General features: G+C 61.9%; 26 protein-coding genes and 1 pseudogene. 17 read left to right on the forward strand and 10 right to left on the reverse strand.

What is annotated here, in order from left to right; genetic code table 11:
* The first annotated feature begins 88 nt into the window (after positions 1-88).
* Both NKI63_RS10865 and NKI63_RS10870 read left to right on the forward strand, forming a co-directional pair.
* Positions 89-1,666 carry an ArnT family glycosyltransferase gene (locus tag NKI63_RS10865; protein ID WP_352821422.1) on the forward strand — a complete coding sequence of 526 codons (1,578 nt, stop codon included), beginning with the start codon at positions 89-91 and terminating at the stop codon, positions 1,664-1,666.
* A gap of 25 nt (positions 1,667-1,691) precedes the next feature.
* Complete coding sequence (locus NKI63_RS10870) at positions 1,692-3,005, forward strand: M24 family metallopeptidase (protein WP_352821542.1); 1,314 nt, start codon at positions 1,692-1,694, stop codon at positions 3,003-3,005.
* 109 nt (positions 3,006-3,114) lie between these two features.
* Here NKI63_RS10870 and NKI63_RS10875 read toward each other — a convergent pair whose 3' ends face one another.
* Both NKI63_RS10875 and NKI63_RS10880 read right to left on the reverse strand, forming a co-directional pair.
* Positions 3,115-3,915 carry a phosphate/phosphite/phosphonate ABC transporter substrate-binding protein gene (locus NKI63_RS10875; protein WP_352821424.1) on the reverse strand — a complete coding sequence of 267 codons (801 nt, stop codon included), beginning with the start codon at positions 3,913-3,915 and terminating at the stop codon, positions 3,115-3,117.
* A gap of 84 nt (positions 3,916-3,999) precedes the next feature.
* Positions 4,000-5,010 carry a fatty acid desaturase gene (locus tag NKI63_RS10880; RefSeq protein ID WP_352505754.1) on the reverse strand — a complete coding sequence of 337 codons (1,011 nt, stop codon included), beginning with the start codon at positions 5,008-5,010 and terminating at the stop codon, positions 4,000-4,002.
* Positions 5,011-5,238: 228 nt separating this feature from the next.
* On the opposite strand from NKI63_RS10880, the gene NKI63_RS10885 reads away from it, so the two are divergent.
* Positions 5,239-6,081 carry a helix-turn-helix domain-containing protein gene (locus NKI63_RS10885; protein WP_254818179.1) on the forward strand — a complete coding sequence of 281 codons (843 nt, stop codon included), beginning with the start codon at positions 5,239-5,241 and terminating at the stop codon, positions 6,079-6,081.
* An 88-nt stretch (positions 6,082-6,169) separates the two neighbouring features.
* Positions 6,170-7,186 (forward strand): betaine--homocysteine S-methyltransferase, encoded by a 1,017-nt coding sequence (gene bmt, locus NKI63_RS10890; RefSeq protein WP_292654777.1) that lies wholly within the window; start codon positions 6,170-6,172, stop codon positions 7,184-7,186.
* A gap of 150 nt (positions 7,187-7,336) precedes the next feature.
* On the opposite strand, the gene NKI63_RS10895 is transcribed toward bmt, so the two are convergent.
* The 5 genes from NKI63_RS10895 to NKI63_RS10915 all read right to left on the reverse strand — a co-directional run bounded on the left by NKI63_RS10895 (position 7,337) and on the right by NKI63_RS10915 (position 13,298).
* Entirely contained in the window at positions 7,337-9,454 is a 2,118-nt protein-coding gene (locus NKI63_RS10895; RefSeq protein ID WP_352821428.1) for a vWA domain-containing protein, read from the reverse strand.
* 2 nt (positions 9,455-9,456) lie between these two features.
* Positions 9,457-10,017 (reverse strand): RNA polymerase sigma factor, encoded by a 561-nt coding sequence (locus NKI63_RS10900; protein WP_352452095.1) that lies wholly within the window; start codon positions 10,015-10,017, stop codon positions 9,457-9,459.
* A 68-nt stretch (positions 10,018-10,085) separates the two neighbouring features.
* Positions 10,086-10,841 (reverse strand): dienelactone hydrolase family protein, encoded by a 756-nt coding sequence (locus NKI63_RS10905; protein WP_352821430.1) that lies wholly within the window; start codon positions 10,839-10,841, stop codon positions 10,086-10,088.
* 104 nt (positions 10,842-10,945) lie between these two features.
* Entirely contained in the window at positions 10,946-11,617 is a 672-nt protein-coding gene (locus tag NKI63_RS10910) for a hypothetical protein (protein WP_352821432.1), read from the reverse strand.
* 106 nt (positions 11,618-11,723) lie between these two features.
* The gene (locus NKI63_RS10915; RefSeq protein ID WP_292654762.1) at positions 11,724-13,298 is read right to left on the reverse strand and encodes a trimethylamine methyltransferase family protein; all 1,575 of its coding nucleotides are present in this window, start codon (positions 13,296-13,298) and stop codon (positions 11,724-11,726) included.
* A 308-nt stretch (positions 13,299-13,606) separates the two neighbouring features.
* Here NKI63_RS10915 and NKI63_RS10920 point away from each other — a divergent pair, with 308 nt between their 5' ends.
* Positions 13,607-14,305, forward strand: a complete 699-nt coding sequence (locus NKI63_RS10920) for a cobalamin B12-binding domain-containing protein (protein WP_023676506.1) — start codon at positions 13,607-13,609, stop codon at positions 14,303-14,305.
* 81 nt (positions 14,306-14,386) lie between these two features.
* Here the strand turns inward: NKI63_RS10920 and NKI63_RS10925 are convergent, their stop codons facing one another.
* Positions 14,387-14,527, reverse strand: coding sequence for an EncA/B family entericidin (locus NKI63_RS10925; protein WP_292654758.1), 141 nt, complete (start codon positions 14,525-14,527; stop codon positions 14,387-14,389).
* Between the two features lie 64 nt (positions 14,528-14,591).
* On the opposite strand from NKI63_RS10925, the gene NKI63_RS10930 reads away from it, so the two are divergent.
* Positions 14,592-15,221 carry a DUF1638 domain-containing protein gene (locus NKI63_RS10930; RefSeq protein WP_254818173.1) on the forward strand — a complete coding sequence of 210 codons (630 nt, stop codon included), beginning with the start codon at positions 14,592-14,594 and terminating at the stop codon, positions 15,219-15,221.
* 8 nt (positions 15,222-15,229) lie between these two features.
* Here the strand turns inward: NKI63_RS10930 and NKI63_RS10935 are convergent, their stop codons facing one another.
* The gene (locus tag NKI63_RS10935) at positions 15,230-16,153 is read right to left on the reverse strand and encodes an NAD-dependent epimerase/dehydratase family protein (RefSeq protein WP_254818172.1); all 924 of its coding nucleotides are present in this window, start codon (positions 16,151-16,153) and stop codon (positions 15,230-15,232) included.
* A 121-nt stretch (positions 16,154-16,274) separates the two neighbouring features.
* Here NKI63_RS10935 and NKI63_RS10940 point away from each other — a divergent pair, with 121 nt between their 5' ends.
* From NKI63_RS10940 to NKI63_RS10990, 11 genes and pseudogenes are all read left to right on the forward strand, one after another.
* Positions 16,275-16,850 carry a DUF4893 domain-containing protein gene (locus tag NKI63_RS10940; protein ID WP_352505750.1) on the forward strand — a complete coding sequence of 192 codons (576 nt, stop codon included), beginning with the start codon at positions 16,275-16,277 and terminating at the stop codon, positions 16,848-16,850.
* A 77-nt stretch (positions 16,851-16,927) separates the two neighbouring features.
* A pseudogene (locus NKI63_RS10945) lies at positions 16,928-17,343 on the forward strand (hypothetical protein).
* Positions 17,344-17,386: 43 nt separating this feature from the next.
* Positions 17,387-17,578 carry a hypothetical protein gene (locus NKI63_RS10950; RefSeq protein ID WP_352821436.1) on the forward strand — a complete coding sequence of 64 codons (192 nt, stop codon included), beginning with the start codon at positions 17,387-17,389 and terminating at the stop codon, positions 17,576-17,578.
* Positions 17,579-17,610: 32 nt separating this feature from the next.
* Positions 17,611-18,297 carry a fatty acid desaturase gene (locus tag NKI63_RS10955; RefSeq protein WP_352821546.1) on the forward strand — a complete coding sequence of 229 codons (687 nt, stop codon included), beginning with the start codon at positions 17,611-17,613 and terminating at the stop codon, positions 18,295-18,297.
* Positions 18,298-18,531: 234 nt separating this feature from the next.
* Complete coding sequence (locus NKI63_RS10960) at positions 18,532-18,834, forward strand: virulence factor (RefSeq protein ID WP_352505748.1); 303 nt, start codon at positions 18,532-18,534, stop codon at positions 18,832-18,834.
* Positions 18,827-19,450 carry a methylenetetrahydrofolate reductase C-terminal domain-containing protein gene (locus NKI63_RS10965; protein WP_352505747.1) on the forward strand — a complete coding sequence of 208 codons (624 nt, stop codon included), beginning with the start codon at positions 18,827-18,829 and terminating at the stop codon, positions 19,448-19,450. The genes NKI63_RS10960 and NKI63_RS10965 overlap by 8 nt, the downstream gene beginning before the upstream one ends.
* Positions 19,447-20,538 carry a methylenetetrahydrofolate reductase gene (locus NKI63_RS10970; RefSeq protein WP_352477600.1) on the forward strand — a complete coding sequence of 364 codons (1,092 nt, stop codon included), beginning with the start codon at positions 19,447-19,449 and terminating at the stop codon, positions 20,536-20,538. The genes NKI63_RS10965 and NKI63_RS10970 overlap by 4 nt, the downstream gene beginning before the upstream one ends.
* A gap of 80 nt (positions 20,539-20,618) precedes the next feature.
* Positions 20,619-21,593: a methyltetrahydrofolate cobalamin methyltransferase gene (locus NKI63_RS10975; protein WP_023676516.1), complete on the forward strand. Its 975-nt coding sequence runs from the start codon at positions 20,619-20,621 to the stop codon at positions 21,591-21,593.
* 111 nt (positions 21,594-21,704) lie between these two features.
* Complete coding sequence (locus NKI63_RS10980; protein WP_352688163.1) at positions 21,705-23,774, forward strand: ASKHA domain-containing protein; 2,070 nt, start codon at positions 21,705-21,707, stop codon at positions 23,772-23,774.
* Positions 23,775-23,961: 187 nt separating this feature from the next.
* Entirely contained in the window at positions 23,962-24,144 is a 183-nt protein-coding gene (locus tag NKI63_RS10985) for a hypothetical protein (RefSeq protein ID WP_352477599.1), read from the forward strand.
* Between the two features lie 270 nt (positions 24,145-24,414).
* Positions 24,415-25,398: an alpha/beta hydrolase gene (locus NKI63_RS10990; protein ID WP_352737209.1), complete on the forward strand. Its 984-nt coding sequence runs from the start codon at positions 24,415-24,417 to the stop codon at positions 25,396-25,398.
* A 6-nt stretch (positions 25,399-25,404) separates the two neighbouring features.
* On the opposite strand, the gene NKI63_RS10995 is transcribed toward NKI63_RS10990, so the two are convergent.
* Positions 25,405-26,304, reverse strand: a complete 900-nt coding sequence (locus NKI63_RS10995; RefSeq protein WP_023676521.1) for a LysR substrate-binding domain-containing protein — start codon at positions 26,302-26,304, stop codon at positions 25,405-25,407.
* Between the last annotated feature and the right edge of the window lie 115 nt (positions 26,305-26,419).

Consider the following 26,419-nt stretch of genomic DNA (forward strand, 5'->3'; position numbering starts at 1 on the left):
GCGCAGCCAGCCGGTCGCATTGTGCGGAGCATGCTCTTCATGTTAGCGCAGCCGGCAACACTCTGCTGGCAGGGGCGATGAGATTTCATTGAAGTACAATCTGAGATGGGCCGAGTGGCTGGCCGAGGGACGGATCGGCCCGTTCCCGGCGGCGATCGTCGTGGTCGCGGCTTACTTCGCCTTGCAGACCGTCATACTGTCCCTGTTGAGCTCTTGGGCGGGAACCGGCGTCGGCATCGATGATGCGGAGCAGCTGATCTATATACCGTATCTCTGGGCTGGATATGGCGGCTCGCAACCACCCCTCTACACCTGGATCAACTGGCTGGCCGCGCATGTTTTCGGCACCAGTATCTTCACGCTGAAGCTCGTCAAATACTCCGTGCTGTTCCTCGCCGCCTGCAGCGTGTTCGCCGCCATGCGGCGGTTTGGCTACACCAAAGCGACAGCGGCGGCGGCCATGTTCGGCCTGTTTACGATCCCGCAGATCGTCTGGGAATCGCAGCGCGCCTTGTCGCATTCCGTCGCCGTCGTCGCCTTCTGTTCGCTGCTCCTGCTTGCCATGGCCTATCTTCTCGAGCGGCGAAGCATGGTCGCCTATGCGGCGTTTGGCTTGGCCACGGCGGCCGCAATTCTTGCCAAATATAATGATGTCTTCCTCGTGGTGGCCCTTGTTGCTGCAGTGCTGTCGCTGCGCGAATGGCGCAGCGTAATCCTCGATCCGAAGTTCGCCATCAGCATAGCGGTCGCGATATTGGTGCTGGCGCCAACCACCTATTGGAGCCTCATGCATCCCGCCGATTTATTGTCGAGAGGCGAGAAGTTCGGAATAGACTCGCAACGAGGGCGCATGGCGGCGGCTTTTGTCGGTGCCGGCAAGTTTATCATGGGAACCTTCAATTTCGCGGTCTTGCCGGTGCTCGTTTCCGCGCTGGCTTTCGGGCTGGCCGGGTTTCGTTTCTCCGAGTGGCACCCGAAAGGTCCGCCTCGGGAAATTCTGTTGCGGCGTACCTTGGCGCTCGGCCTGGCCATGCTTGCAATACTGGTACTGGCCACCGGCGTGACGGTGGTCAAAGACCGTTGGCTGCTACCGGTCCTGTTCATGTTGCCGCTGGCCATCGTCGCCACTATGGAACGGCTGGCACCGCACGGCAGGAATGCGCAGCTCCTGGTAATCGCGGCTGGAGCGATCATCGCCGTGCTCCTCGCGCCCGCCACCTGGTACGTCCAGATAAACGGGACCAGTGGTCTGTCGCGGATGATCCGCGTGGATTACCCCGCCCTCTATCGCCAACTGACTGCGGACGGACCGGTCAAAACCGCAATATCTGATGGTGCATGGGTCGGAAACCTGCGGCTGGTCGACGAAAAACTGGTCGCACTTGACCAGGAAGTGCCTAATTTCGAAATGCTGATGCAGGAGCCGGCCGTACTCGTCTGGCTTGACCGCGACGATCCGCGTCCGGTCATTTTGGAGCAGCTCAAAGCGGCCGGCTATGAGCCGGACGGCCAGCCGCGGCAAATGATGGTTCCGCTGTTGCGTGGAACCGACAAGTCCACCCGTCCCGGCGCCTATGTAAGATTGAAGAGAATGGCGGTGGGAGGAGCCACAGCGCCAAAAGAAAGCGTTAGCGGAGGAGCCGAGGGTGGACAGGAACCCGACTGACCGGCCCCGTCATCACCGCAAGATCATGCCGTTCGAGCCGGACGGCTCGAACGATGTGCTGCGCAAAAAATCGCGGCTGAAGGCCGCTGAACTCAACCAGCATGCGCTGGGCTATGGAGCGCTGGCGGAAGCCGAATGGCAGGCGGCGGGAATTGCTGCCCCTGACCTGCCCGCCATGCGCCGATACCGGCTCGAGCGCATCCGCGCCGAGCTGAAGCGCCGCGACTATGCGGGAGCCTTGCTCTACGATCCGGTCAACATCCGCTATGCGACGGATGCGACCAACATGCAGCTCTGGGTCGCACACAATCGGACCAGGCACTGTTTCGTCGCCACCGATGGCCCGGTGGTGCTGTTCGACTACTTCTCCTGCGAGCACCTTTCCGATCATTCCGGCGTCGTCGACGAGGTGCGGCCGGCGGTGTCGTGGGCTTACCTCTACAGCGGCGAGCTGACCGGTCAAAAAGTCCGCCGCTGGGCAGCCGGCATCGCCGAGCTGGTATTGGAACACGGCGGGGGCAATCGCCGCATCGCAGTCGACCACATCAATCCCGAGGGCATCGAAGAGCTCGCCCGTCTCGGCATCTCGGCCGGCAATGGCGAGGCGGTGATGGAAAATGCGCGGCTAATAAAATCACCCGACGAGATCCTTGCCATGCGCCGGGCGATCGTCGCTTGCGAGGCGGCGATGGGCGAGATGGAGCAGGCGCTGAGGCCTGGCATCTCCGAGAACGAATTATGGGCCGAACTCCATCGCGGCAACATCGCGCGCGGCGGCGAATGGATCGAAACCCGGCTCCTGTCGTCAGGTCCGCGCACCAATCCATGGTTTCAGGAGTGTTCGTCGCGGACGATCGAGGCCGGCGAGCTCGTCGCTTTCGACACCGACCTGATCGGTCCTTACGGCTTCTGCGCCGACCTTTCGCGCACTTGGCTTTGCGCTGACGCGCCGCCCTCGCAGGAGCAGCGCGACCTGTTCCGCATCGCCGCCGACCAGATCGCCCACAACACGGAGCTGATGCGGCCGGGCGTATCGTTCCGCGACCTCGTCGAGCGCTCGTCAGTGCCGCCGGGGGACTGCTTCCCGGCCCGTTACGGGGTGCTCTATCACGGCGTCGGTCTTGCCGACGAATACCCGACCTTGCCGCATGCTAGCGACTGGACCGACGACACACCCGACGGAGTGCTCGAACCTGGCATGGTGCTGTGCGTCGAGAGCTATATCGGCCGGCTTGGCGGCTACGAAGGCGTCAAGATCGAGGAACAGATCCTGATCACCGAGTCCGGCAATGAGAAGCTTTCGACCTACCCGCTCGACAATCGGCTGCTTGGCGGCTGAGCGACGCTAATGCATGTCGCGCAAAAGTGTGCAGCGGCTTTGCGATAACGACATGCATAAAACAGGAATCTAAAGCGCGTCGCATGAGGCCGACCGAACGCGACGCGCTTTACGTGAGCGCCGCGATCGCCTCGCGCATCGTGGTGACGATCGTTTCCGGCGTTGTCCTGGCCGTGATGAACGGCAGGCCTTTGCGCCGCCTTGTCCAGCCGACGACCGTCACCTTCTGCGCCGCAGGCTCGAAACGCTGCGCCAACGCCCAGCTCTCGCAGTCGATCGCCGCGACGTCGGCCCTGCCCTCGGCAACGGCAACGATCGAAGCACGGTGCCCACAGCTTTCGCTCAACGCGGAAAAGATGTCCAGACTCTCGCCCAATGCTTGCAGGTCACGAGTTGGCGCGATGATGCCCGACATGGAATCCAGGCTGTTAAAGGTGAAACGCTGGCCGCGCAGCAGATCGAGCGGAATGACGGCACCGCCGTCGGCCGGCGACCTTGCCTGCGGTGCCTCGCCCGCTCTCATGATGAGGGCGCTCGAATAGAGTTCGCCCTGTCCACCCTCGAAGGCATCGTAACGCGGCTGACCGACGAGCTGGACACGTTGCGACAGGCCGAGTTCCATCGGTCCCCAACAGGTTTGCGCAAGGAGCAGCGCCGGGTGCAGCCAGAGCCGGTGAAAATCCAGCTCGTCCGGCGGCAATGTCGCCGGATCTGGCGCGACGGGTTTTCCCTGATCGTCTCGGATACCGCCAGGCACTGGAGGCAAATCGCCATTGCGGCGGACGATTGTCTCCGGCGCATCGATGCCCCTTTGTCTGAAAGTATCGCGCAACCGCGCCCATTGCGCGTCGACCTCGTCCCGCGCTTCCGGCCAGTCATACATCGGCAAAGCCGCAATGAATTCGCTCATGTCGGGGATTTGACCGTTATGCGGGGAAATTGACAAGTTCAGGAAAGCGTCGTCCGCGCGGAACCGCCTGCAACAACGCAAGAATCACTCTTTCGGCGGCTCGGCGGGTACCGGTGCGCTGCCAAGCCCATTGAGGCTGCGTGCCCTGACACGCGGCTTGAATGCGCGTCCCGGTTCCGGCATGCGCCGCAGCACGGGATGGACGACCGGCTCCTTCGCCTTGAAGGCATAGGCCTTGAGCAACGCGAAATAGTTCGGATAGGCGTAGCCATTGTTCATCCGCAGCCACTCGTCGCGGCGGTCGCGAAACAGTTTCGGCAGCCTGTACCAGGCCACCGTCGGGCTCTTATGATGGACGAAATGTAGATTGTTGTTGAGGAACAGGAAGGACAGCGGCGAGCGCTCGACGATGATCGTGCGGCCTTCCGGATGTTCCGACCATTGGTGCTCGGCGTAGGTGCGGATCGAAATCAGCGATTGTCCCAGCCATACCGGCACCAGAACGTAAAGCCACAACGGCATGCCGAAGCCGAACTGCACGATGGGCAGCACGATGGCGAGGCCGATAGCGTGCAGCAGCCAGGCCTTGCGGACGACCTTGTCGCCCGCGGCAACCTGCCTGGCGTCGTCGATGAAGAAGCCTATGCAGGAAAGCCACGGGCCCAGCACGAAACGGCCGAGCATTGTGTTGTTGATCTTCAGCAGGAATTTCATCGCCGACGGCAGGCCCTCGTGCTGCCAGAGCGCCTCGTAATAGCTTTCGGGATCGTCGAGCGGATCGGTCAGGCGCTCGTCTGCATGGTGGCGCAGGTGAATGGTCTTGAACCGGCGAAACGGCCAGACAAGGCCAATCGGCAGGAACACAAACGCTTCGTTGAGCCGCGCGTTCCGGGTTGGGTGGCCGTGCAGGACCTCGTGCATCAGCGAGGATTGCAGCGTCGCAATCAGGGTCAGAAAGGCGAGCGCCAGCAGCGGGTAGGATGGCCAGAGCAGAAAGCCGGCAGCGAGCCAGCCGCCGTAACAGAGAAGTGCGAGAAATACGGTCGGCCATTCGATGGCTGCTGCGCCGTGTCGCCTATTGCCCATGCTCGTCATGCTATCGACCACTGCCTTCCAGTCGCCGGAACCCGTTTGATTCCTGACAGCATTGTGTCAGGAGTGTTGCATCGAGGCAACGCGATAAAGCGCACAAACTGTTGCGATTGCGCATTTTCAGCTGCATATGTTATGCATTGTAAACAACGGACCGGATTCATTTACGCCTGAAGCCCGCGTTCGCAGGTTTCAGCGCAAATTTTTCCTCCTATCGAGTGGGACGGCGATTTGGACAAGCGCGACCTGTCGACGATCTTTCGCGAGCGCCTGAAAATGCTCTTGACAAGGTCCGATTTGAACCAGTCGGCCTTCGCCGGTGCGGTTGGCATCGACCGTTCGGCACTGTCGCAGCTGCTCTCCGGCGGCTCGACCCGCCTTCCCCGTGCTGAAACGCTGCTTAACATCGCCGCCGAATTCAAAGTCTCGCTCGACTGGCTGCTCGGCCTCAGCCACGACGAGGGCGTCACCGGTGAAATCCGCGAGAGCCTTGAGATCGAGGAGGCGCCGGACGGCTTCGACCGCACGCTGCTGGCTCGCTGGCATGCCGAGGCGGCGGGAACGAAAATCCGCTACGTGCCGGCCGGCATTCCCGATCTTCTGCGCACCGAGGCGCTTGTCGACTATGAAGCCGTCATCGCCAACAAGAGCCGCGAGGCACAGGCCGGCGAAACGCAGTATCGCATTGACTACAACCGACGGCCCGAAACCGACATGGAAGTCTGTATGCCGCGCCACACGCTGGAGATCTTCGCGCGCGGGCTGGGCGTGTGGGACCGCTTTCCGGAAGCCGACCGCCACCAGCAACTCCTCCACATGGCGACACTGCTCGACGACCTCTATCCCACCTTCCGCCTGTTTCTCTATGACGGGCGGATGCGCTATTCGATCCCCTACACGATCTTCGGGCCTTATCGCGCTGCCATTTACGTCGGCGACATGTATCTGGTGCTCAACGCCACGCAGCCGATCCGCATCCTGACCAGCCATTTCGACAATCTGATCCGTGCCGCGGACGTCAACGCGCATGAGGCGGCCAGCTTCACACGAAAGCTGGCGGAGATGCGATTTTGACCGGTTGTTTCCCGCGCCGACATTGACGTCACATAAAGAATTCTTTATATCGTTATCTCAATAATTCTCCGGGAAGGCGTATTCCACAATGACCAATCCGATCGACGCTCTGCTTGCCGAAAAGGGCGTCCTGCTCGCCGATGGCGCCACCGGCACCAATCTGTTCGCCATGGGCCTTGAGGCCGGCGAGGCTCCCGAGCTCTTGAACGAGACCGCTCCCGACACCATCACCAGCCTGCACCAGAACTTTGTCGATGCCGGCGCCGACATCATCCTGACCAACTCTTTTGGCGGCACCCGCCATCGGCTCAAGCTGCACCATGCGCAGGACCGGGTCTATGCGCTGAACAAGCGCGCCGCCGAAATCGCAAGCGCCGTTGCAAAAAAGGCCGGCCGCAAGGTGATCGTGGCCGGCTCAGTCGGCCCGACCGGCGAGCTGCTGGTACCGCTTGGCGCCATGACCTATGACGAGGCGGTCGAGGCCTTTGCCGAGCAGATCGAGGGGTTGAAGGCGGGCGGCGCCGAAGTCGCCTGGATCGAAACCATGTCGGCGCCGGACGAGATCCGTGCCGCCGCCGAAGCCGCCATCCGCGTCGGCCTGCCGTATACCTATACCGGCTCCTTCGATACCGCCGGCCGCACCATGATGGGACTGCTGCCGAAGGACATCCACGGCGTCGTCGATGGCCTGTCGCAGACGCCGCTCGGTGTCGGCGCCAATTGCGGTGTCGGCGCCTCCGATATTCTCGCTTCGCTGCTCGACATGACCGAGGCGAAGCCGGAGGCAACGGTGATCGTCAAGGGCAATTGCGGCATTCCCGAATTTCGCGGTGCCGAGATCTACTATTCGGGCACACCCGAGCTGATGGCCGACTATGTGCGCCTCGCCGTCGATGCCGGCGCCAAAATCGTCGGCGGCTGCTGCGGTACCTCGTTCCAGCACCTTGCCGCCATGCGCAAGGCGCTCGATGCGCATACCAAGTCGGATCGCCCGACCGTCGAGCAGATCGTCGAACGCATCGGCCCGATGCGCAACAAGCAGGCTACGGTCAACGTCGCCGAGACCAGCGAAGCCCGCCGCGAGCGGCGCCGCGGACGCGCCTGACGCTTTCGTCTGCGACGCGGTCCGCGCGAAGCAGTGCGGCCGCGAAAAAAAGGCCGGCAAGGTTTCCCTCGCCGGCCTGCCTCACCCGCCCGTAGGCCGGCTCCCCCTATCAGAACGATCCCATCTGAAAGAAACCGGCCGTCATTGCCACTACCGGTTACCGCCGAGCGCCGAGGCAAGGCGCACAAGCGAGAGGAACTCGGACCGGTATCCAAACGGGTCGGGTCCTCTGGCGGCGGTGGCAATCTGCATGATCTTGTCGTAGCCGAACTTCGCGGTCGCATCCTCGTCGCGCAGCTTCTGGCCGAAGGCAGCAACGGCAACGGAAAAACGCTGGTCGGTGCTGGCCTGGTCGAACGACGCCACCTCGTCGGCTGACGTTACCGGCGTGGTGATCAGCTTTGAAGTGTCCTCGTTCGGCAGCTTGTAGCGGATCTTGACGAAGGCATATTCGTCGGCATTGGCAACACCGCCATTGTTCACCGAGGCCTGGCCATAGCGCAGTTGATCAATCTGTTCGCCGCCGCTGCCCTTAGGCGTGATTTCGTAGATCGCTGTGACCGAATGGCCTGAGCCGATCTCGCCGGCGTCGACCCGGTCATTGTTGAAATCCTCGCGATTCAAGGCGCGGGTCTCGTAGCCGATCAGCCGGTACTCCGAAACCTTGTTCGGGTTGAACTCGACCTGGATCTTCACGTCCTTGGCGATGGTGAACAGTGTCGAGGAGGCATCCTCGACCAGTACCTTCTCGGCCTCCGCCAACATATCGATATAGGCAGCGGTGCCATTGCCGTTCTGGGCGATGGTCTGCATCATCTGATCGTTCAGATTGTCGCGGCCGAAGCCGAACACCGACAGGAATACGCCTGTCTTGCGCTCCTTTTCGATCAGCCGCTTCAGATCGTCGTCGTCGGTCTGGCCGACATTGAAATCACCGTCGGTGGCGAGCATCACCCGATTGATGCCGTCCTTGACGAAGGATTTCTGCGCCAGCCGGTAGGCTTGCCTGATGCCGGCCTCGCCTGCCGTCGAGCCGCCCGATGTCAGATTGTCGATGGCAGCGAGGATCTTGTCCTTTTCCGAAGCCTTGGTGGGCTCCAGCACGGTACCGGCATCGCCCGCATAGGTGACGATCGAGACCGTGTCGTCAGGTCTCAGCTTGTTGACCAGCAGTCGGAAGGCCGACTGCAGGAGCGGCAGCTTGTCCTGCTCGTTCATCGAGCCCGACACATCGATCAGGAAGACCAGATTGGCCTTGGGCTGCTCGGCCGGCTTCACGTCGAAACCCTTGATGGCGACGTGCATCAGCTTGGTGTGTTCGTTCCATGGCGTCGGCATGACGCTGACGGTCGAGTTGAACGGCGTCGAGGTGGAGTCCGGGCCTTTCCAGTCATAGGGGAAGTAGTTGACCATCTCCTCGACGCGCACCGTATCGGCTTGCGGAATAAAACCTTCCTTCAGCGAGCGCCGCACGAAGGAATAGGAAGCGGTGTCGACATCGATAGAGAACGTCGAGACCGGATCTTCCAGCGCGGCATGCACCGGATTGGTCTTGAAATTCTCGATGCGATCGCGGTTTTCCTCTTGCGGCAGCATCTGGTCGGCCGGCGCAGCGGCAGGCTGCTGTGCCATCAGCTTGGGCTCGGCAACCGTGCCAGGCATGCGTCCGACCCGCGCGCCGCCATCGACGGCCGGAGCCGCGGTGCTGGTGCCGCCATTCAGCACAAACTCGCCACTCTGCGCCGGTTCGGGAGCATTGCGGGTGAGCACGTCCTGCTGGGTCAACCCGCCGACTGCGGTCGATTCCGCTTTCGGCGGCGATGTCGGCGCCACAAGCGCCTCGCCGGCGTTACGGCTTTCGCTGTCGGCGTCCGCCTTCTTCTGCTTGTCCGCTTCGGCAACGACCGGCGGTTTGACAGTCGTCGGCTTGTCAGCCAGCGTTTCGGTGATCTTATCCCCGCCGAATTCGGGCCCGCCGAATTTGGATTCCCCCAGCATGTAAATGGTAGCGTATCCGGCGATCGGCAGGGCAACGAGCCCGGCAATGGCCGGCGTGGCGAAGAGTTTCTTTTGCATGATTTCGCTCCAGAGCCTTTGTGCTCGCTCTGTGAGACGAAGCCCGCTCACCGATCCTTGGGCGCCCGGCAAAGTTTTTTCTTCCATGTCATAGGCGCGCAGCGCGGCCTGGAGGGCACGCGCCTTTGCGTCCGCGTCCGGCGCCGGTGCCGCGATGTCGCGCAGTCTGTTCAGTTCGTTGTCGTCGACCATGGTCACACTTCCCCGGCTGAACGCATCAGCGTCTTCAGCCGTTTCTTCGCTTCATGGATGTGCCAGGAAACCGTCGTCTCCGAGATCGCCATCGCCTCGGCGGCGGCGGCGTGGCTCAGCCCTTCGCCATAAACCAGCAGCACCGCATCGCGCTGCTTGTCCGGCAGCTTGCGCACCGCTGCCCACAGCGCCTCGGCCGGGTCTTCCGGCTCAGCCGAGATTTCCCCCGAAATCAGCGCATAGGCGCCATAAGCCTCGGTCTTGACCGTCTCGCGGGCGGTCTTGCGCATCATGTCGCGCGCCGCATTCAGCGTCATGGTGTAGAGCCACGTCGTGAAGGCACCGCTGCCGTGATAGTCGCGGATCGCCCGGCCGAGCCGGACGCAGACTTCCTGGGCGATGTCCTCGGCGTCGGCCTTTTTCCCGCACCAACGATAGGCGGCGCGATAGACGAAACCATAGTGCCTTTCGAGCAACTTGCCGAAAGCACCCCGGTCTCCGCCCTTCGCCCGTCCGATCAGTTCGGCGTCCGAGGCTTCGCTTTCGTCCAGCATCATCGCCATCATTTGCCTGTTGGACGAAGGCTAATGGCGGTTCCTTGGGGCGATGGAAAGAATTTTTTGGTGGGCGGTCACGTCGTAATGGTTGGCGTGACTTGGCCGAGCGTCTCCGCAAACAGCGTCGTCAGCCGCTTCCAGTGGCGTTCGGCGCCGGCTGCATCGAAGGCACTATGGTCCGGCATGCACCAGCCATGCGCCATGCCGGCATAGTTCTCTATGACATGATCAACCTCGGCGGCGCGCAGTGTTTCGGCGAGCCGCGCCGATTGCTCCGGCGGAAAGCTGCGGTCGACACCGGCAGTGCCGATATAGACCCTTGCCTTGAGTGAGGCGGCCTTCCGGTGCGGACTGTCGGCGGCGTCACCGGCCAGATTGCCACCGTGGAAACTGGCAGCAGCGGCGATGCGGTCGGAATAGGTGGCCGCCGCGTTCAGCGCCCGCGCTCCGCCCATGCAGTAGCCGACAATGCCGACCGGCCCGGTCAGGCCTTGCGCAGCGAGCGCATCGAGGAACGCGCCGCTGTCGCGGATCGTCATCTCCTGGGTCGTGCCGCCGACGAGACCTGTGATTGCGGCCTTGCTCCTCTCGTCACTGAACGCAGTCTTGGCTTCGAAAGGGCCGTAGGGCGCGTTGCGGTAAAAAAGGTCCGGCACCAGCACCGCATAGCCTTCGTCGGTAAGCCTTTCCGCCATCTGGTCGAGCGCCGGTCGCGGGCCAAAAGCGTCCATGTAGAGGATGATCGCTGCCTTGGCTGGGGCTGCCGAGCGGAACAGCCCGGCTTTGGCCATGCCGTCACTCGTCTTAATCTGGATCGCTTGCTTGGCCATCGCCCGCTCCGTTGACGTGTCGTGCGATAGATATCCGCGCTGACCGTCGCCGCAAGCTGTAATGAGGCGATCTGCTTCAAGATTTCGTGCGGCATTCGGCGACGCTACAGACGCGCGAATGCTGCCATGTGAAAGGCCTGAACCTCGGCCGGATAGCGATAATCGGTGCCGTAAGGACAGCCGTTGCGATCAAGGCAGCCGCCGGTCCGGCAGGACGCGCCGTTTTGCCCGCGCACATGGGCCAGACAGGTTTCATGTGCAAAACCATTCGCAGAATAAGCCTCGACCGGACAGGATTTCAGGCAAGGTTTTTCCAAACATGTATCGCAAAGGTGAACCACCTCGTGGGGTTGTTGGAGCGCAATCTCATTTTCGAACAGCAGCGCGCCGCGATAGGCGTGCCAGAGCCCGTATTGCGGATGCATGAGGATGCCGAGCGGCGACGGCCGCAAGCCCTCCGCCCGCACCGCCCATTGCTGGAAAGGCAGATATGGCCTATCGGAGGGCGAAACCGCGCGCGCCCCGAATTTTCCGGCCACCGCGCCGATCACTTCGCGAGACCATCTGTCGAGCGGATCGTCGATCGGCTGTGACTGTTTCTCCAACCAGCGCAGGAAGTGCGGCCAAGGTGCGGCACCCGCCTGCCCCACCAGCAGAACGGATCTGGCGGCAGCGCCGGAGAGACCGGAAGGTGTCTCCTCAGCACCTGCAAAATTGAAGCCGCCGCGAAGCATAAGGCCATGGACGGAAAGTGCCGCCGCGATTGTTTGAGTCATGCCGCGCTCGGGATCACCCCTTCTTGTCCGGGTCGGAGAAGGCGCTCCGCCAGACTTCCTTGTGGATGATATTGGCGACTTTAGCCCCGCCTGATTCGGGCTCCTTTCAGGTGAAGGCGTCGGCCATCGACGCCTTCTTCCTGGCGATGAAGTCCTTCAGCCCGTCGTCGATGCCCGGGTCGAGATACGGCGCCTCGTAGCTCTCCAGCCAGCGGCGGGCGAGCTCGTTGGCGCGCTGCGGCGCGGTCTTTTCGCCTTCGGCCAGCCATTGCTCGTAGGAATTGTTATCGGCGATGTTGGAACGGTAGAACGCGGTCTGGAAATTGGCCTGGGTGTGATCGCAGCCGAGATAGTGGCTGCCCGGGCCGACCTGGCGGATGGCGTCCATCGCCTGGCCGTTTTCCGACAGGTCGACACCCTCGGAGAACTTCTGCGTCATGCCGAGCTGGTCGATATCCATCATGAACTTTTCGTAGCAGGAGGCGAGACCGCCCTCGAGCCAGCCGGCCGAATGCAGCACGAAGTTGGTGCCGGCGAGGATCGTCGAGTTCAGCGTGTTGGCGCTCTCGTAGGCGGCCTGCGCATCGGGGATTTTTGAAGCACAGAGCGAACCGCCGGTGCGAAACGGCAGGCCGAGCCGACGGGCAAGCTGTGCGGCGCCATACGAGACCAGCGACGGCTCCGGCGTGCCGAAGGTCGGCGCGCCCGACTGCATCGAGATCGACGAGGCGAAGGTGCCGAACAGCACCGGCGCACCCGGCCGGATCAGCTGGGTGAACGACGCTCCCGCCAGAACCTCGGCTAAAACCTGGGTCAGCGTGCCGGCGACCGTCACCGGGCTCATCGCACCGGCAAGGATGAACGGCGTGACGATACAGGCCTGATTGTGGCGCGAATAGACCTTCAGCGCTCCCAGCATGGTCTCGTCGAAGACCATCGGCGAGTTGGCGTTGATCAGGCTGGTCAGCACCGTGTTGTTCTCGACGAAATCGTCACCGAACACGATCTTGGCCATCGCCACCGTATCTTCCGCGCGCTCGGGCGCGGTCACCGAGCCCATGAACGGCTTGTCCGAATATTTGATATGGCTGTAGACCATGTCGAGATGCCGTTTGTTGACCGGCACGTCGACCGGCTCGCAAACCGTGCCGCCCGAATGGTGGATCGACGGCGCCATATAGGCGAGTTTCACGAAATTCCGGAAATCCTCGATCGTCGCATAGCGCCTGACGCCGTCGAGATCGCGCACGAAGGGCGGTCCATAGACCGGCGCGAACACTGTCGCGTTGCCGCCGATCTGCACCGAGCGCTCGCCGTTGCGGGCGTGCTGGGTATAGACGGACGGAGCGGTCTTCAACAGCGAGCGGCAGAGGCCCTTGGGGAAATGCACCCGCTCGCCCTTGACGTCGGCGCCCGCCTCTTTCCAAAGCTGCAGCGCCTCGGCGTCGTCGCGGAAGATGATGCCGATCTCCTCCAGCACCGTGTCGGTGTTCTTTTCGATCAGCGCCAGCCCTTCCTCGTCCAGCACTTCATAGACGTTGATCTTGCGCTTGATATAGGTGAGCTGTGTGCCGGGGCCGCCGCCCGAACGCGCGGCCCGTCGGGCTGCGGCGCCACCGCTGGCAGCGCGCCCGCGCCGTGCGTTTGACGCTTCCTGATCGACCGGCGCGTTCTCACTCATAATCGTTCTTCCCTGGCTTTCGTTCTGGCCTGATTTACTCCGGCCGGGCTGTTGTACCGGCCTGAAATCCGTTTGCGGCCGCATATTGCGGTCTCTGGCCGGATCGTAGCCATGCACCCTATTCGAAACGGCTCGCCAGCGCCAACGCCTGTCGCAAAATCGACAAGAATTCCAAGAGATTTACGGTCGCTTTCGTTTTGCGGGAAGTCGCAAATCAGCTATGGACAACCGGCCCGTGCGGGTTAGGTATTGACGCGATATTTTTAAGCTGCCGCGATAGTTGTAGCCGGCAAGGAGCCTGAGAAAAAATGGCCGACGACGAGATCATCCTTTCGGAACTCTCCGACGACGAGTTGGTGCAGCAGATGCACGACGATCTTTATGACGGGTTGAAGGAAGAAATCGAGGAAGGCACCAATATCCTTCTCGAGCGCGGCTGGGCGCCTTACAAGGTGTTGACCGAGGCTCTGGTCGAGGGCATGCGTATCGTCGGCGAGGATTTCCGCGACGGCATCCTGTTCGTTCCCGAAGTGCTGCTGTCGGCCAATGCGATGAAGGCCGGCATGTTCATCCTGCGTCCGCTGCTTGTCGCCACCGGCGCGCCGAAGCAGGGCAAAATGGTGATCGGCACCGTCAAGGGCGACATCCACGACATCGGCAAGAACCTGGTCGGCATGATGATGGAAGGCGCCGGCTTCGATGTCATCGACCTCGGCATCAACAATGCGGTCGAAAAATATCTCGATGCCATCGAAAAGCACCAGCCCGACATCATCGGCATGTCAGCGCTACTGACGACGACCATGCCTTACATGAAAGTCGTCATCGATACGATGAAGGAAAAGGGCATTCGCGACGACTATGTCGTGCTGGTCGGCGGTGCGCCGCTCAACGAGGAATTCGGCAAAGCCGTCGGCGCCGACGCCTATTGCCGCGACGCCGCGGTGGCAGTCGAGACCGCCAAGGACTTCATGAAGCGCAAGCACAACGTGCGCGCTTCGGCCTGAGCCAATAAGTCCGGCACGAACGAGAAAAGCCGCGCCTTGCAGTGCGGCTTTTTTATTCCCAAATGTTTAGAGCCGTGCAGATCAGGGTTTCTTGACGGTATCGTCAACTGCCTTCGCGGTGGATTTGAGATCCTTACCGACGCCGCGCACCGTGTTGGCGCAGGCCGAAACAGCCAAGGCGCAGGCGAGAATAGCGATTGGCGCGACGCGGAACAATTTCATGAATGGTGTCTCCCTCAGCATATAAATTCGCTGGACAGCAACGAAGATCGATTAGACTGGTTCCATGACTACCGCGCGAAAACAACAATCCGATCAAGGCGACAGGCTGCTCGTCATCGCCTGCGGGATGATCGCGCGCGAAGTTTTGGCGGTCAAGGAGCAGCTCGGGCTCGACCATCTCGACCTGACCTGCCTGCCGGCGGAGTTCCATTTCTATCCGGACCGCATCGCGCCGGCCATGGACAAGGCTATCGAGAAGGCCAAGACCGACGGCTACAGACACATCTTCGTCGGCTATGCCGATTGCGGCACGGGTGGCCTGCTCGATCGGATCTGCGAGAAGCATGGCGTCGAGCGCATGGCCGGGCCGCATTGCTTTGCTTTCTACCAGGGCATGGATACCTATGCGAAGGTCGCCGATGATGACATGATGTCGTTCTACATGACCGATTTCCTCTGCCGGCAATTCGATGCCTTCTTCATGAAGCCGCTCGGCCTGGACAAGCACCCGGAGCTGATCAAGGACTATTTCGGCAACTACGAGAAGCTGATCTATATCGCTCAGACTGACGACCCGGAACTCGACAAGGTCGCCGAAAAGGCGGCGAAAATGCTCGGTCTCGCCTATGAGCGGCGCTCGACCGGCTATGGTGACCTGACGAAGGAACTGGCCAGCGCTGCAATCCTGGCTTGACGGTACTTCTAGGCAAGGCCTTCTTCAGCTTCGAGCCCGGCGAGCACATCGGCAAAGCTCGTCTTGCAGACGAAACCCAGCCGGTCCCTCGCTCGCGACGCATCGTAGACCCGGTCGATCGACGAAAAAATCGTCCAGCCTTTCTTCGCGTAGAGTGCCGGATAATCCGGAAAATAGCGTGCGACGACCGAGGGTGCATCGGCGATCAATGCCGCGCAATCCTCGGGCTGGAACGGTGTCGGTGCCGAAATGATGAAGATGTCGAAGCCCAATTGCGGTGCTTTCTCCAAGGCAGCGATATGGGCATCGGCAGCATCCTCCACCGTCAGCCGGCGAAACAAAAGCTCATTGGCTTTGGTGTTGGCGTCCGACTGTTCGATCACGTGCGCCATATCGTCTGCTTCGGGAAAGAACCGAGCGGTGCGCAGTACGATCGACGGAAGGCCGAACTGGAGCTGGTAAAGGCGACAAAGATGTTCCGCGGCAAGCTTGGTGACGCCATAGATGTTGCGTGGCTCCGGCGACATGTCTTCCGTCAGCCATGCCGCCTTGCGCGCGCCTCCCGTGAAACCGGCGCGTATGGCCTCGGAAATCATCAGCGATGTCGTCGACGTAAACACGAAGCGCTGAACCGCGAATGCAGCGGCCGCATCGAGCAGGTTGAGCGTGCCGCGCACATTCGTCTCGACGAAATCCTCGTTGCGATAACGTTCGATGTCGGGCTTGTGCAGCGCGCCGCTGTGGATGATGGCCTCGATGCGGTTCTCCTCGACCGCCTGCATGACCAGGTCGCGATCGGCGACTGAGCCGACGATTGGAGTTTCCGAAGACGGAACGGGATCGAGGCCGGTGACGTCATGGCCGAGGGCCCGCAGGCGCGGTGCCAAGGCGCTGCCCAGCCAGCCCGACGATCCCGTCAGCAAGATCCGCATTCTTTCCACCTCGTTTCCGCTGTCGATGCCCAAGCACGGATGACAGAACGTGGCGAAACATTAAGGTATGCGCCAGACAAGAAAACGGGCTGCTCTAGCCATCAACAGGGAAACGCCACCGATGATCGCTCGCCTCATGTTTGCCGCAGCAACTGTCCTCTGCTTGACCATGCCCGCGTTCGCCGACGGCGAGGTGCAGAAGTTGATAACGGCTGCCGACAAGGCGCGGCTCGACAAATATGGCGAGACGCGCAAGGCAGCGCTTGACGAGGCGAAGGCCGGCGATCCGGCCGAGGTCAAGCAGCTCGACGCCTTGCTGGCAAAGCCGCTGGTTTCCTTCTCCGACAACGACCTGACCGGCAAGTGGCAATGCCGCACCATCAAGGCCGGCGGATTGAGCCCGCTCGTCATCTATGGCTGGTTCAAATGCAAGGTGAGCGACGATGGTTCCGGCTGGAGACTGGAAAAGATCACCGGCTCGCAGCGCACCAAGGGCCGCTTCTTCGACGATGGCGAGAAACGCGCCATCTATGTTGGTTCCTTCTACGTCAACGACGATCCGGCAAAGCCCTACGGCAGCGGCCCGGAAAGCGATCAGGTCGGCTATGCCTTCCGCAACAGCGCCAGCGAATGGCGCATCGAGTTCCCGGCGCCCTATTACGAATCGAAGCTCGACATCCTCGAACTCAAGCGCTGAGCCCCGATCACCAAGGGTTAACCCGGTCAGCCTAGCATTCGCGCGCAAAGAACAGGTCTTTGCGGAGGTCGCGAACCATGGCACGGTCGAAACCAAACCAACGACCGATCGTCGTCGTCACCGAAGGCGGCTCGCATATCTGGGCGATCGTCAACGCGGTCGCCGATCAACTCGGGCCGGTCAGTGTTATCCTCGAAGCACCTGAATCCAAAAAGCAATTGCTTCTCGGACGGGCGCGACGGCAAGGCTGGGCCTCGGCCATCGGTCAACTCGGCACGATGATGCTGACCCGGCAAAACCGCAGCCGGGCGACACAATTTCAAGCTACGCGTTGCGGCAGGCGGCGTTCTCGCGCGACATCTGCGTCGAGGCGGTCAGAGATGCGCTGGCCGGCAAGCTCGGCACGGTCGAGCCCGGCCTGCCTTCGAAACAATGGTATCACCCGACGGTCTGGTCCTATCTCTGGACCGGGATAACGAACGGCGTCTGGTGACGCGCCGATTTACCGGATGCCCACCCGCCGCTAACATTGCATCATGAGCGACATCGATCACCGCACCATCATTGCCGGCCTTTCGGTCGAGGACCGTCGCGACCTCACCGCCAGGCTTGACCGGCCAGGCATTTTCCGGCTGGCCGCCCATGGCGGGCTGGTTATCCTGCTGGGCGCGTTGATCGCCGCCCGCATCCCGTTCTGGCCGCTTCTCGTCTTGCGCAGGGAATCCTGATCGTCTTCTTCTTCACGCCGCTGCACGAGACCATCCATGAAACGGCGTTCAGGACGGCGTGGCTCAATCGCGCTGTTGCCGCCGTGGCCGGCTTCCTGATCCTGCTGCCGCCGGCATGGTTCCGCTATTTCCATTTCGCCCATCACCGCCATACGCACGACCCCGAAAACGACCCCGAACTGAGGGCGCAGAAGCCGGAGACCGTCAGCCAATATCTGCGCTATCTGTCGGGCGGCCCCTATTGGATCGCCATGGGCCGCGTGGTCGCAACCAATGCGGCTGGCCGCAATCGCGACGGCTTCGTACCGGAAAAGAGTCGCGGCAAGGTGGTTGCCGAAGCACGGCTGTTCCTTATCGGTTATGCGGTGTTGCTGGCCGCATCTCTCACCATACAGTCGGCGCTGCTGTTGTGGGTCTGGATCGTGCCGGTGCTGGTAGGACAGCCGTTTTTGCGGGCCTACCTGCTGGCCGAGCACGCGTTGTGCCCGCATGTCGCCAACATGCTCGAGAACACCCGCACCACCTTCACCAACAGGCTGGTGCGCTTCGTGGCCTGGAACATGCCATACCATTCGGAGCACCATTCCTATCCGGCCGTTCCCTTCCACCGCCTGCCGCGCTTCCATGAGATCGTCGCGGAGCATCTAGGCACGACCGAACGAGGTTACGTGCGTTTCCACAGGAAGCTGGTCGGCAGCTTCGATGGCCGCGCCGGCTGACCTGTGCTGAAAGACTCCGCTTTCAACCGCGGCCGTCGATTGCGTCGCTTTTGAAGGCCCCCGCGTCGTCCCATAACAAGCAGCCCAACAGCGCTTCCGGCAATGCTCGAAACCACTGCATTGGCCCAAAACATCGGAATCGATCTTTGGAGGGCACGATGCAGCGGAGTTAGATGGTAGAGCATCGTTTGTGCGTTCGATTGGACGCGCGGCGCTCTGCAGGAGCAGGAATTCATGGCCGATCTGATCGTCGTCTACTGGCGCGACATCCCCGCCCAGGTCATCGTCAAAAAGGGCCGGCAGAACGCCAAGCGCGAACTGCCGCTGCGCTTCACCGAGGCGATCGACATGTGCGCCATGCGCACCGGCGCCGGCGGCACCGACGACTATCTTGCCGAATGGCGCAAGGCAGAACCCATCCTAGTCGGTGACGATCTTGAAGCCGAGGCGGAGAAGGCTCTTCAGGAAATCGATGCGAAATACGACCGCGAGCGGCTGATAGCTCTGGTCAAGGCGGGCGGCAAAGAAAATGTCTGATCCCCAATCAATGCCGGCGACGACGGCTCAGACCGGCCTGACGCAGGCGACCATCGTCAGGAAGGCGGCGCCGAAATCCGACTACAAGCCGGCCGACGTGTCGCCGCAGCGGCGCGTGCAGCGTTCGTTTGCAGTGCGGCTTTGGTCGGTCCGGCATTCGCGGTTGCTCGAATGGTTTTACGCCAAATTCGCCGACATGTTTCTGCTCCTCCACCCGCTTTGGAAGGGCATCGGCTACAGCCGCGTCGAAGGACCGGTGAAATTCGTCGAAAAGCGCGTCAAGGGTTTCATGTTCGACTGCCGCATGTGCGGCCAGTGCATCCTTTCCTCGACCGGCATGTCGTGCCCGATGAACTGCCCTAAGCAATTGCGCAACGGCCCTTGTGGCGGTGTCCGCGCCAACGGCAATTGCGAGGTCGAGCCTGATATGCCCTGCGTCTGGGTTAAGGCCTGGGAAGGCTCGCGGAACATGGTGCATGGCGACAGGATTTTGGAGGTGCAGAAACCGGTCGACCAATCCTTGCGCGAGACCTCCGCGTGGCTGCGCGTCACCGCGCAGGCGGCGGCCGCCCGCGATGCGGCCCGGAACATTACCAACACTGGAGCGTCGGCATGATTGGCCGCCAGCCCGACGAGAATCCGGCCGGCATCCATTTGCCGCTCGATCCCCTGCCCGGCCACACCTCGCGTGGTCGCCTGGAGCGCGTATTGAGACGCGGCGAATTCGCAGTGACGACCGAGCTCAATCCGCCCGACAGCGCCGATCCGGAAGACGTCTACAACCGCGCCAGGATTTTCGACGGCTGGGTCGACGCCATCAATGCCGTCGACGCTTCCGGCGCCAACTGCCACATGTCGTCGGTCGGCATCTGCGCCCTCCTGACCCGCATGGGCTATGCCCCGATCATGCAGATCGCCTGCCGCGACCGGAACCGCATCGCCATCCAGGGCGACGTGCTTGGGGGTGCTGCGATGGGCGTCGCCAATATGCTCTGCCTGACCGGCGACGGCGTGCAGGCCGGCGACCAGCCCGGCGCCAAGCCGGTGTTCGATCTCGACTGCATGTCGCTGCTCGAAACCTGCCGTATCATGCGCGACAACGGAAAATTCCTGTCCGGCCGCAAATTGACGACCCCGCCGCAGCTTTTCCTTGGCGCGGCCATCAACCCGTTCGCGCCGCCGATCGATTTCCGGCCCTATCGGCTTGGCAAGAAGATCGCTGCCGGCGCGCAGTTCGTGCAGAGCCAGTATTGCTTCGACGTGCCGATGTTCCGTACCTACATGCAGAAGGTCCGCGATCTCGGCTATACCGAGAAATGCTTCATCCTGTGCGGCGTCGGGCCGCTGGCCTCGGCCAAGACGGCCAAATGGATCCGCTCCAACGTGCCGGGCATTCACATTCCCGATCAGATCGTCAAGCGCCTGGAAGGCGCTCAGGATCAGAAGAAGGAAGGTAAGCAGCTCTGCATCGACATCATCAATGAGGTGAAGGAAATTCCCGGTGTGTCCGGCGTTCATGTGATGGCCTATCGCCAGGAAGAATACGTCGCCGAGATCGTCGACGAATCCGGCGTGCTGAAGGGTCGCCGGCCATGGAAGCGCGAAATCCGCCGCGACGACCAGCTCGTTGCCGACCGGCTCGACCACATACTGCATGACGACCTCACCGAAACCCAGGTCGACATGGTCAAAACCGCGCATTGACAGCGCGAATCGTCAGCATTCGCTTGATCACAAACAGATAACGATATAAAGAACTCTTTATATCACGATGGAGAGATTTCATGACCCGCACCATCGTCGCCTCGGCGACACGAGAAATCATCATCGGCTTCGATCAGCCCTTCTGCGTGATCGGCGAGCGCATTAATCCGACCGGCCGCAAAAAGCTCGCCGCCGAAATGATCGCCGGCAATTTTGAGACCGTCATCAAGGATGCGCTGGAGCAGGCCGCCTGCGGCGCGACCATGCTCGACGTCAACGCCGGCGTCACCGCAGTCGACCCCAACGCCACCGAGCCGGCGCTGCTGGTGCAGACGCTGGAGATCGTGCAGGGCCTGGTCGATCTGCCGCTGTCGATCGACTCCTCGGTGACCGCCGCGATCGAAGCGGCGCTGAAGGTCGCCAAGGGCCGGCCGCTGGTCAATTCCGTCACCGGCGAGGAGGAAAAGCTCGAAGCCATCCTGCCGCTGATCAAGAAATACAACGTTCCGGTCGTCGCCATTTCCAACGACGAGACCGGTATTTCGATGGACCCCGATGTGCGCTTTGCCGTCGCCAAGAAGATCGTTCAGCGCTGCGCCGACTTCGGCATTCCGGCGCATGACGTGGTCGTCGACCCGCTGGTCATGCCGATCGGCGCGCTGGGCGATGCCGGCCGCCAGGTATTTGCCCTGCTACGCCGGCTGCGCGAGGAGCTCAAGGTCAACACCACCTGTGGCCTCTCCAACATCTCATTCGGCCTGCCGCACCGTCATGGCATCAACGCCGCCTTCATCCCGATGGTGATCGGCGCCGGCATGACCTCGGCGATCATGAACCCGGTGCGGCCGCAGGAAATGGAAGCGGTGCGCGGCGCCAACGTGCTGAACGGCACCGACGAGAACTGCACCAACTGGATCAGGACATACAAGGACTACAAGCCTGCTGAAGGCGGCCAGGCCGTTGCCGCCCGGACGCAGGTCAACGCGCCGGGCGATGGCAATGGCAATGGCGGACGCAGGCGCGGCGGCCGCGAAGCGCGGATGGCCCGGGGTTGAGCCATGGCTTGGCCGACACGATATGGGTTTACGACTGGGAGGAACCGAAACACAGCGGCATCGCTGCCGTGGCCAAGACCCGAGCAGCGTAGAAAGTAAAGTCTGGAACGAATGAACTCTCCCGTCAACATCACTGATCCGCTCGTGCTGTTCATGCCGTCGGGCAAGCGCGGGCGGTTTCCGGTCGGCACACCGGTTCTGGATGCCGCGCGCCAGCTTGGTGTCTACGTCGAGAGCGTGTGCGGCGGGCGTGCCACTTGCGGGCGTTGCCAGATCGAGGTGCAGGAAGGCAATTTCGCCAAGCACAAGATCGTCTCCTCCAACGATCACCTCTCGCCCAAGGGCGCCAAGGAAGAGCGCTACGAGCGCGTTCGCGGGCTCCCCGAGCGGCGCCGCTTGTCCTGCTCGGCACAGATCCTCGGCGATCTCGTCGTCGACGTGCCGCAGGACACCGTTATTAACGCGCAGACTATCCGCAAGGACGCCGATACCAGGGTCATCGCCCGCGATGCGGCTATCCGCATGTGCTATGTCGAGATCGAAGAACCCGACATGCACAAGCCGCTCGGCGACCTCGACCGCCTGAAGATCGCGCTGATGAAGGACTGGGGCCTCAAGAGCCTAGATTTCGATTTCCATCTGTTGCCGCAGGTGCAAGGCATTTTGCGCAAAGGCAACTGGACCGCGACGGCCGCCATCCACAAGGACACCGACAGCGAGACCGCGCGGGTCATCGCTCTGTGGCCTGGCCTGAAGAACGAGGCATACGGGCTTGCCTGCGATATCGGCTCGACCACGATCGCCATGCATCTGGTGTCGTTGCTGTCGGGTCGGGTCGCCGCCTCGTCGGGCACCTCCAATCCGCAGATCCGCTTCGGCGAGGATCTGATGAGCCGCGTCTCTTACGTGATGATGAACCCGGACGGCCGCGAAGGCATGACGGTCGCCGTGCGCGAGGCCATTTCGGGCCTCGTCGACAAGGTCTGCGCCGAAGGCAACGTCCAGCGTAACGATATCCTGGATTCCGTTTTCGTCGGTAATCCGATCATGCATCATCTGTTCCTCGGCATCGATCCGACCGAACTCGGCGGCGCTCCCTTCGCGCTAGCCGTCTCCGGCGCCGTGCACATCAAGGCATCGGATATCGGCTTGAAACTCAACCAGGGCGCCAGGCTTTACATGCTGCCTTGCATTGCCGGCCATGTCGGCGCTGATGCGGCTGCAGTGACGCTGTCGGAAGGCCCGCATCGGCAGGACGAGATGATGCTGATCGTCGATGTCGGTACCAATGCCGAGATCGTGCTCGGCAATCGCCAGCGGGTCGTGGCGGCCTCCTCGCCAACCGGCCCGGCCTTCGAGGGTGCGGAAATCTCCGGTGGCCAGCGCGCCGCACCGGGTGCAATCGAACGCGTCCGTATCGATCCCGAAACGCTGGAGCCGAAATACCGCGTTATCGGCTCGGAACTCTGGTCCGACGAGCCGGGCTTCCTCGACAGCGTGCAGGCGACCGGCGTCACCGGCATTTGCGGCTCCGGCATCATCGAGGTGGTAGCCGAGATGTACCTCGCCGGCATCATTTCCGAGGACGGCGTCGTCGATGGATCGCTGAGCGGCCACTCGCCTCGCGTCGTCGCCAATGGCCGCACCTTCTCCTATGTGCTGAAGGAAGGCGAGCCCAAGATCACCATTACCCAGACCGACGTGCGCGCCATCCAGCTTGCCAAGGCGGCGCTTTATGCCGGAACCAAGCTTTTGATGGAAAAGCAGCACACCGAACATGTCGACCGTATCCATTTTGCCGGCGCGTTCGGCTCGTTCATCGATCCGAAATACGCAATGGTGCTGGGCCTGATCCCGGACTGCGACCTCGACAAGGTCTCGGCCGTCGGCAATGCGGCCGGCGCCGGCGCCCGCATGGCGCTCCTGAACCGCGGCTATCGCCGCGAGATCGAGGAAACCGTCAGCAGGATCGAGAAGATCGAGACGGCGCTGGAGCCGAAATTCCAGGAACATTTCGTTTATGCCATGGCGCTCCCAAATAAGATCGACCCGTTCCCCAAGCTGTCGGCGGCGGTGAAACTGCCGCCGCGCAAGACGGTGAGCGAAGACGGCATTGCCGGCGACGCTGCCCCGCGACGGCGTTCGCGCGAAGGCCACGCCGCGCGGCGCGGGCGGGGATGACTCGCCTCCGCTCGGCTGTCAGCCTTTCTATTTTCATTTGTATGCAAATGTTTCCAGATCGCGCCGATCTGGAAACGAAATCGCGTTTTCGTGAAATCCGCCAGATACATGTGCGGAGCATTTAACCGGCATCGAACGGCAGGCAGAAACAGTTGTCGGCCACCGCAACGCTCCAAAGGAGATCAAGATGTCGATGTTCGGAAGCCTCGGCCGCTATGGTGCGGCCTTCAAGAAAACACGCGAAGCGCGCAAGTCGCTGCGCATCCTCAACAGCTTGCCGCCTGAGATCCAGAAGGACATTGGCTGGCCGGTGTCGCCGCGTTCAAGCGAAAGGCAGCTTTCGGTCGGCTGGGGCATGCAGCGCGGATGAACTTCATCGACAAATGCAAGCTGCTTGGTATTCGCCGGGGCCGCAATGCGGCTCCGGCTGCACCCAGCAATTGGCTGCGCGCCGCACTGCCGCCCGCGGCGCTGAGCTGCCCAGGTGGGCTAGCGACTTCATGGACCTGAGGCTTTATCGCCAGCTGGAGTCAAATCACCGTGTTGAGATTGCATAAATATTGACTTTTTTGGTGGCGACACAATCTTCAAAATAGTCGGGGGTTCTCTTAGTCGGCTCAGCCGAAGTCCGTGTATCTGCATGCCCAGTCTCAAAAGCCACGTCGTTTCGTTCGTGCTCAGGTACAGCCGTAAGAAGGCGTTTTCCAGCCCGGAGAACCTGCAGCGCTGGATCGCCTATGCGCGCAAGACGGAAAACCATCGGCCGCCTGCGTCGCTGCGGTCGCGCCTGGAGATCACAACCCGCACGATCAACGGCTTTCCCGTCTACGAGATCGCGCCCAAGGCTGGTGAGCGGAGGCGGATTCTCTACCTGCACGGCGGCGCTTACGTCTTTGAAATCACCCCCTATCATTGGCGGCTGATCGCCGACATGGCCGACCGCCTCGGGTTCGGTATCACCGTGCCGATCTATCCCATTGCTCCCGAACACGATTTCCACGCGATGTTCGGTATGGTCGGCGCCGTCTACCGCCAGATGTTCGGCGAAACCAGGGCAAATGACATCATCTTCATGGGCGATTCCGCCGGCGGAAACATGGCTGTCGTGCTGACCATGATGGCTGCGCAAGACGGCCTGCCCTTGCCATCGCGCCACGTGCTGATTTCGCCCGGCCTTGACGTGTCGCTCGCCAACCCAGAAATGTATGAGGCCGAACGCAACGATCCATGGCTGGGCATTGCCGGCGGCCGCGAGGCGATCCGGCTTTACAGCGCCGGCATAGATCCCACCGACTGGCGCATCAGCCCGGTTTACGGCGACCTGTCGGTGCTGCCCAAAACGCTGCTGCTGACCGGTTCACGCGATCTGCTTACACCCGACAATCTGATCTTCGCGGAAAAGGCACGCGCGGCCGGCGTCGACATTGAGGTCGTCCACGAGCAAGGCATGTTCCATGTCTGGCCGTTGATCGACATGCCGGAGGCGCGACGCGCGCGGGACAGCATAGTGGCCTTCTTGACCAACGAAACTGACAGTTATCATGCCAAGGCAGGAGAGTTGTCGCTGCAAAGGGCAGACCGCGACGGAACCCCTCGCGATCTGGTTGCGCCGCTCAGGTCGTAGTTTGGCTCAGAACTTCCCAGTTTCCCTGAACATCTCAAACGTCGCTCGGATATGGTCGGCGACTGCCTTCACCGGCGCGCTGGCGTCCGGCGTCACCACCATGGCGAGGTTGTAGGTGCCTATGTCTGGCATGCCGTCCTTCGGGCACAGCTCGACCATGTCACTGCCGAGGAAGGATTTCGGCAGCGGCGCGACTGCAAGATCCGCCATGATCGCGGCGCGCTGGCCGGCCGTGTGCGCGCTCATATAGGCGATACGGTAGTTGCGGCCCTCGCGGCCAAGCGCCTCCAATGCACCCGCCCGCCAGGCGCAGCCTTCTTCCCACAAGGAGACCGGCAGCGGCTCGCGCAGATGCGCACAGCCCCCCTTGGCGCCGGCCCAGACGATAGGCTCGGTGAGCAGTACTTCGGCGCCGATCGCGCTGGTCTTGTATGAGTTGGTGAGCAGCGTGATGTCGAGTGCCCGATCGTCCATGCGACGGCGCAGGTTGACGCTCTGGTCGATGGTGACGTCGACCGCGATGGAAGGATGCGACTGTGCGAATCGCTTCAGCACATGCGGCAGCACACGTTCGCCATAATCGTCCGGCGAGCCGAGCCGCACCACCCCGACAATGTCTGGAATGATGAACTTCGACACCACCTCGCGATTGATCGACAGCAGCCGGCGCGCATAGCCGAGCAGCATCTCGCCATCGGTGGTCAGCGTCACCGAACGGGCGTCGCGCGCGAACACCGAGCGGCCGAGAATGTCCTCCAGCTTCTTGATCTGCATGGAGACGGCCGACGGCGTGCGGAAGACCGCATTGGCCGCAGTGGTGAAGCTGCCGGTCTCGGCGATTGCGACGAAAGTGCGCAGAACGTCGAGATCGAGCAGCGGCAGCGGATGATTGAGTGGGGCGTTCATGGCAAGCGACCTTCAATTTTTCTGATGCAAACCATCATTCCATTTCGTTTGATTGAACATCAGTTTGGGAGGATAGTCAACTCCATCGAAGGCAGGACGCATCGAAGTGGTCCCG

It is taken from the genome of Mesorhizobium sp. M0410 (assembly GCF_040321435.1).
Lineage (GTDB): Bacteria > Pseudomonadota > Alphaproteobacteria > Rhizobiales > Rhizobiaceae > Mesorhizobium.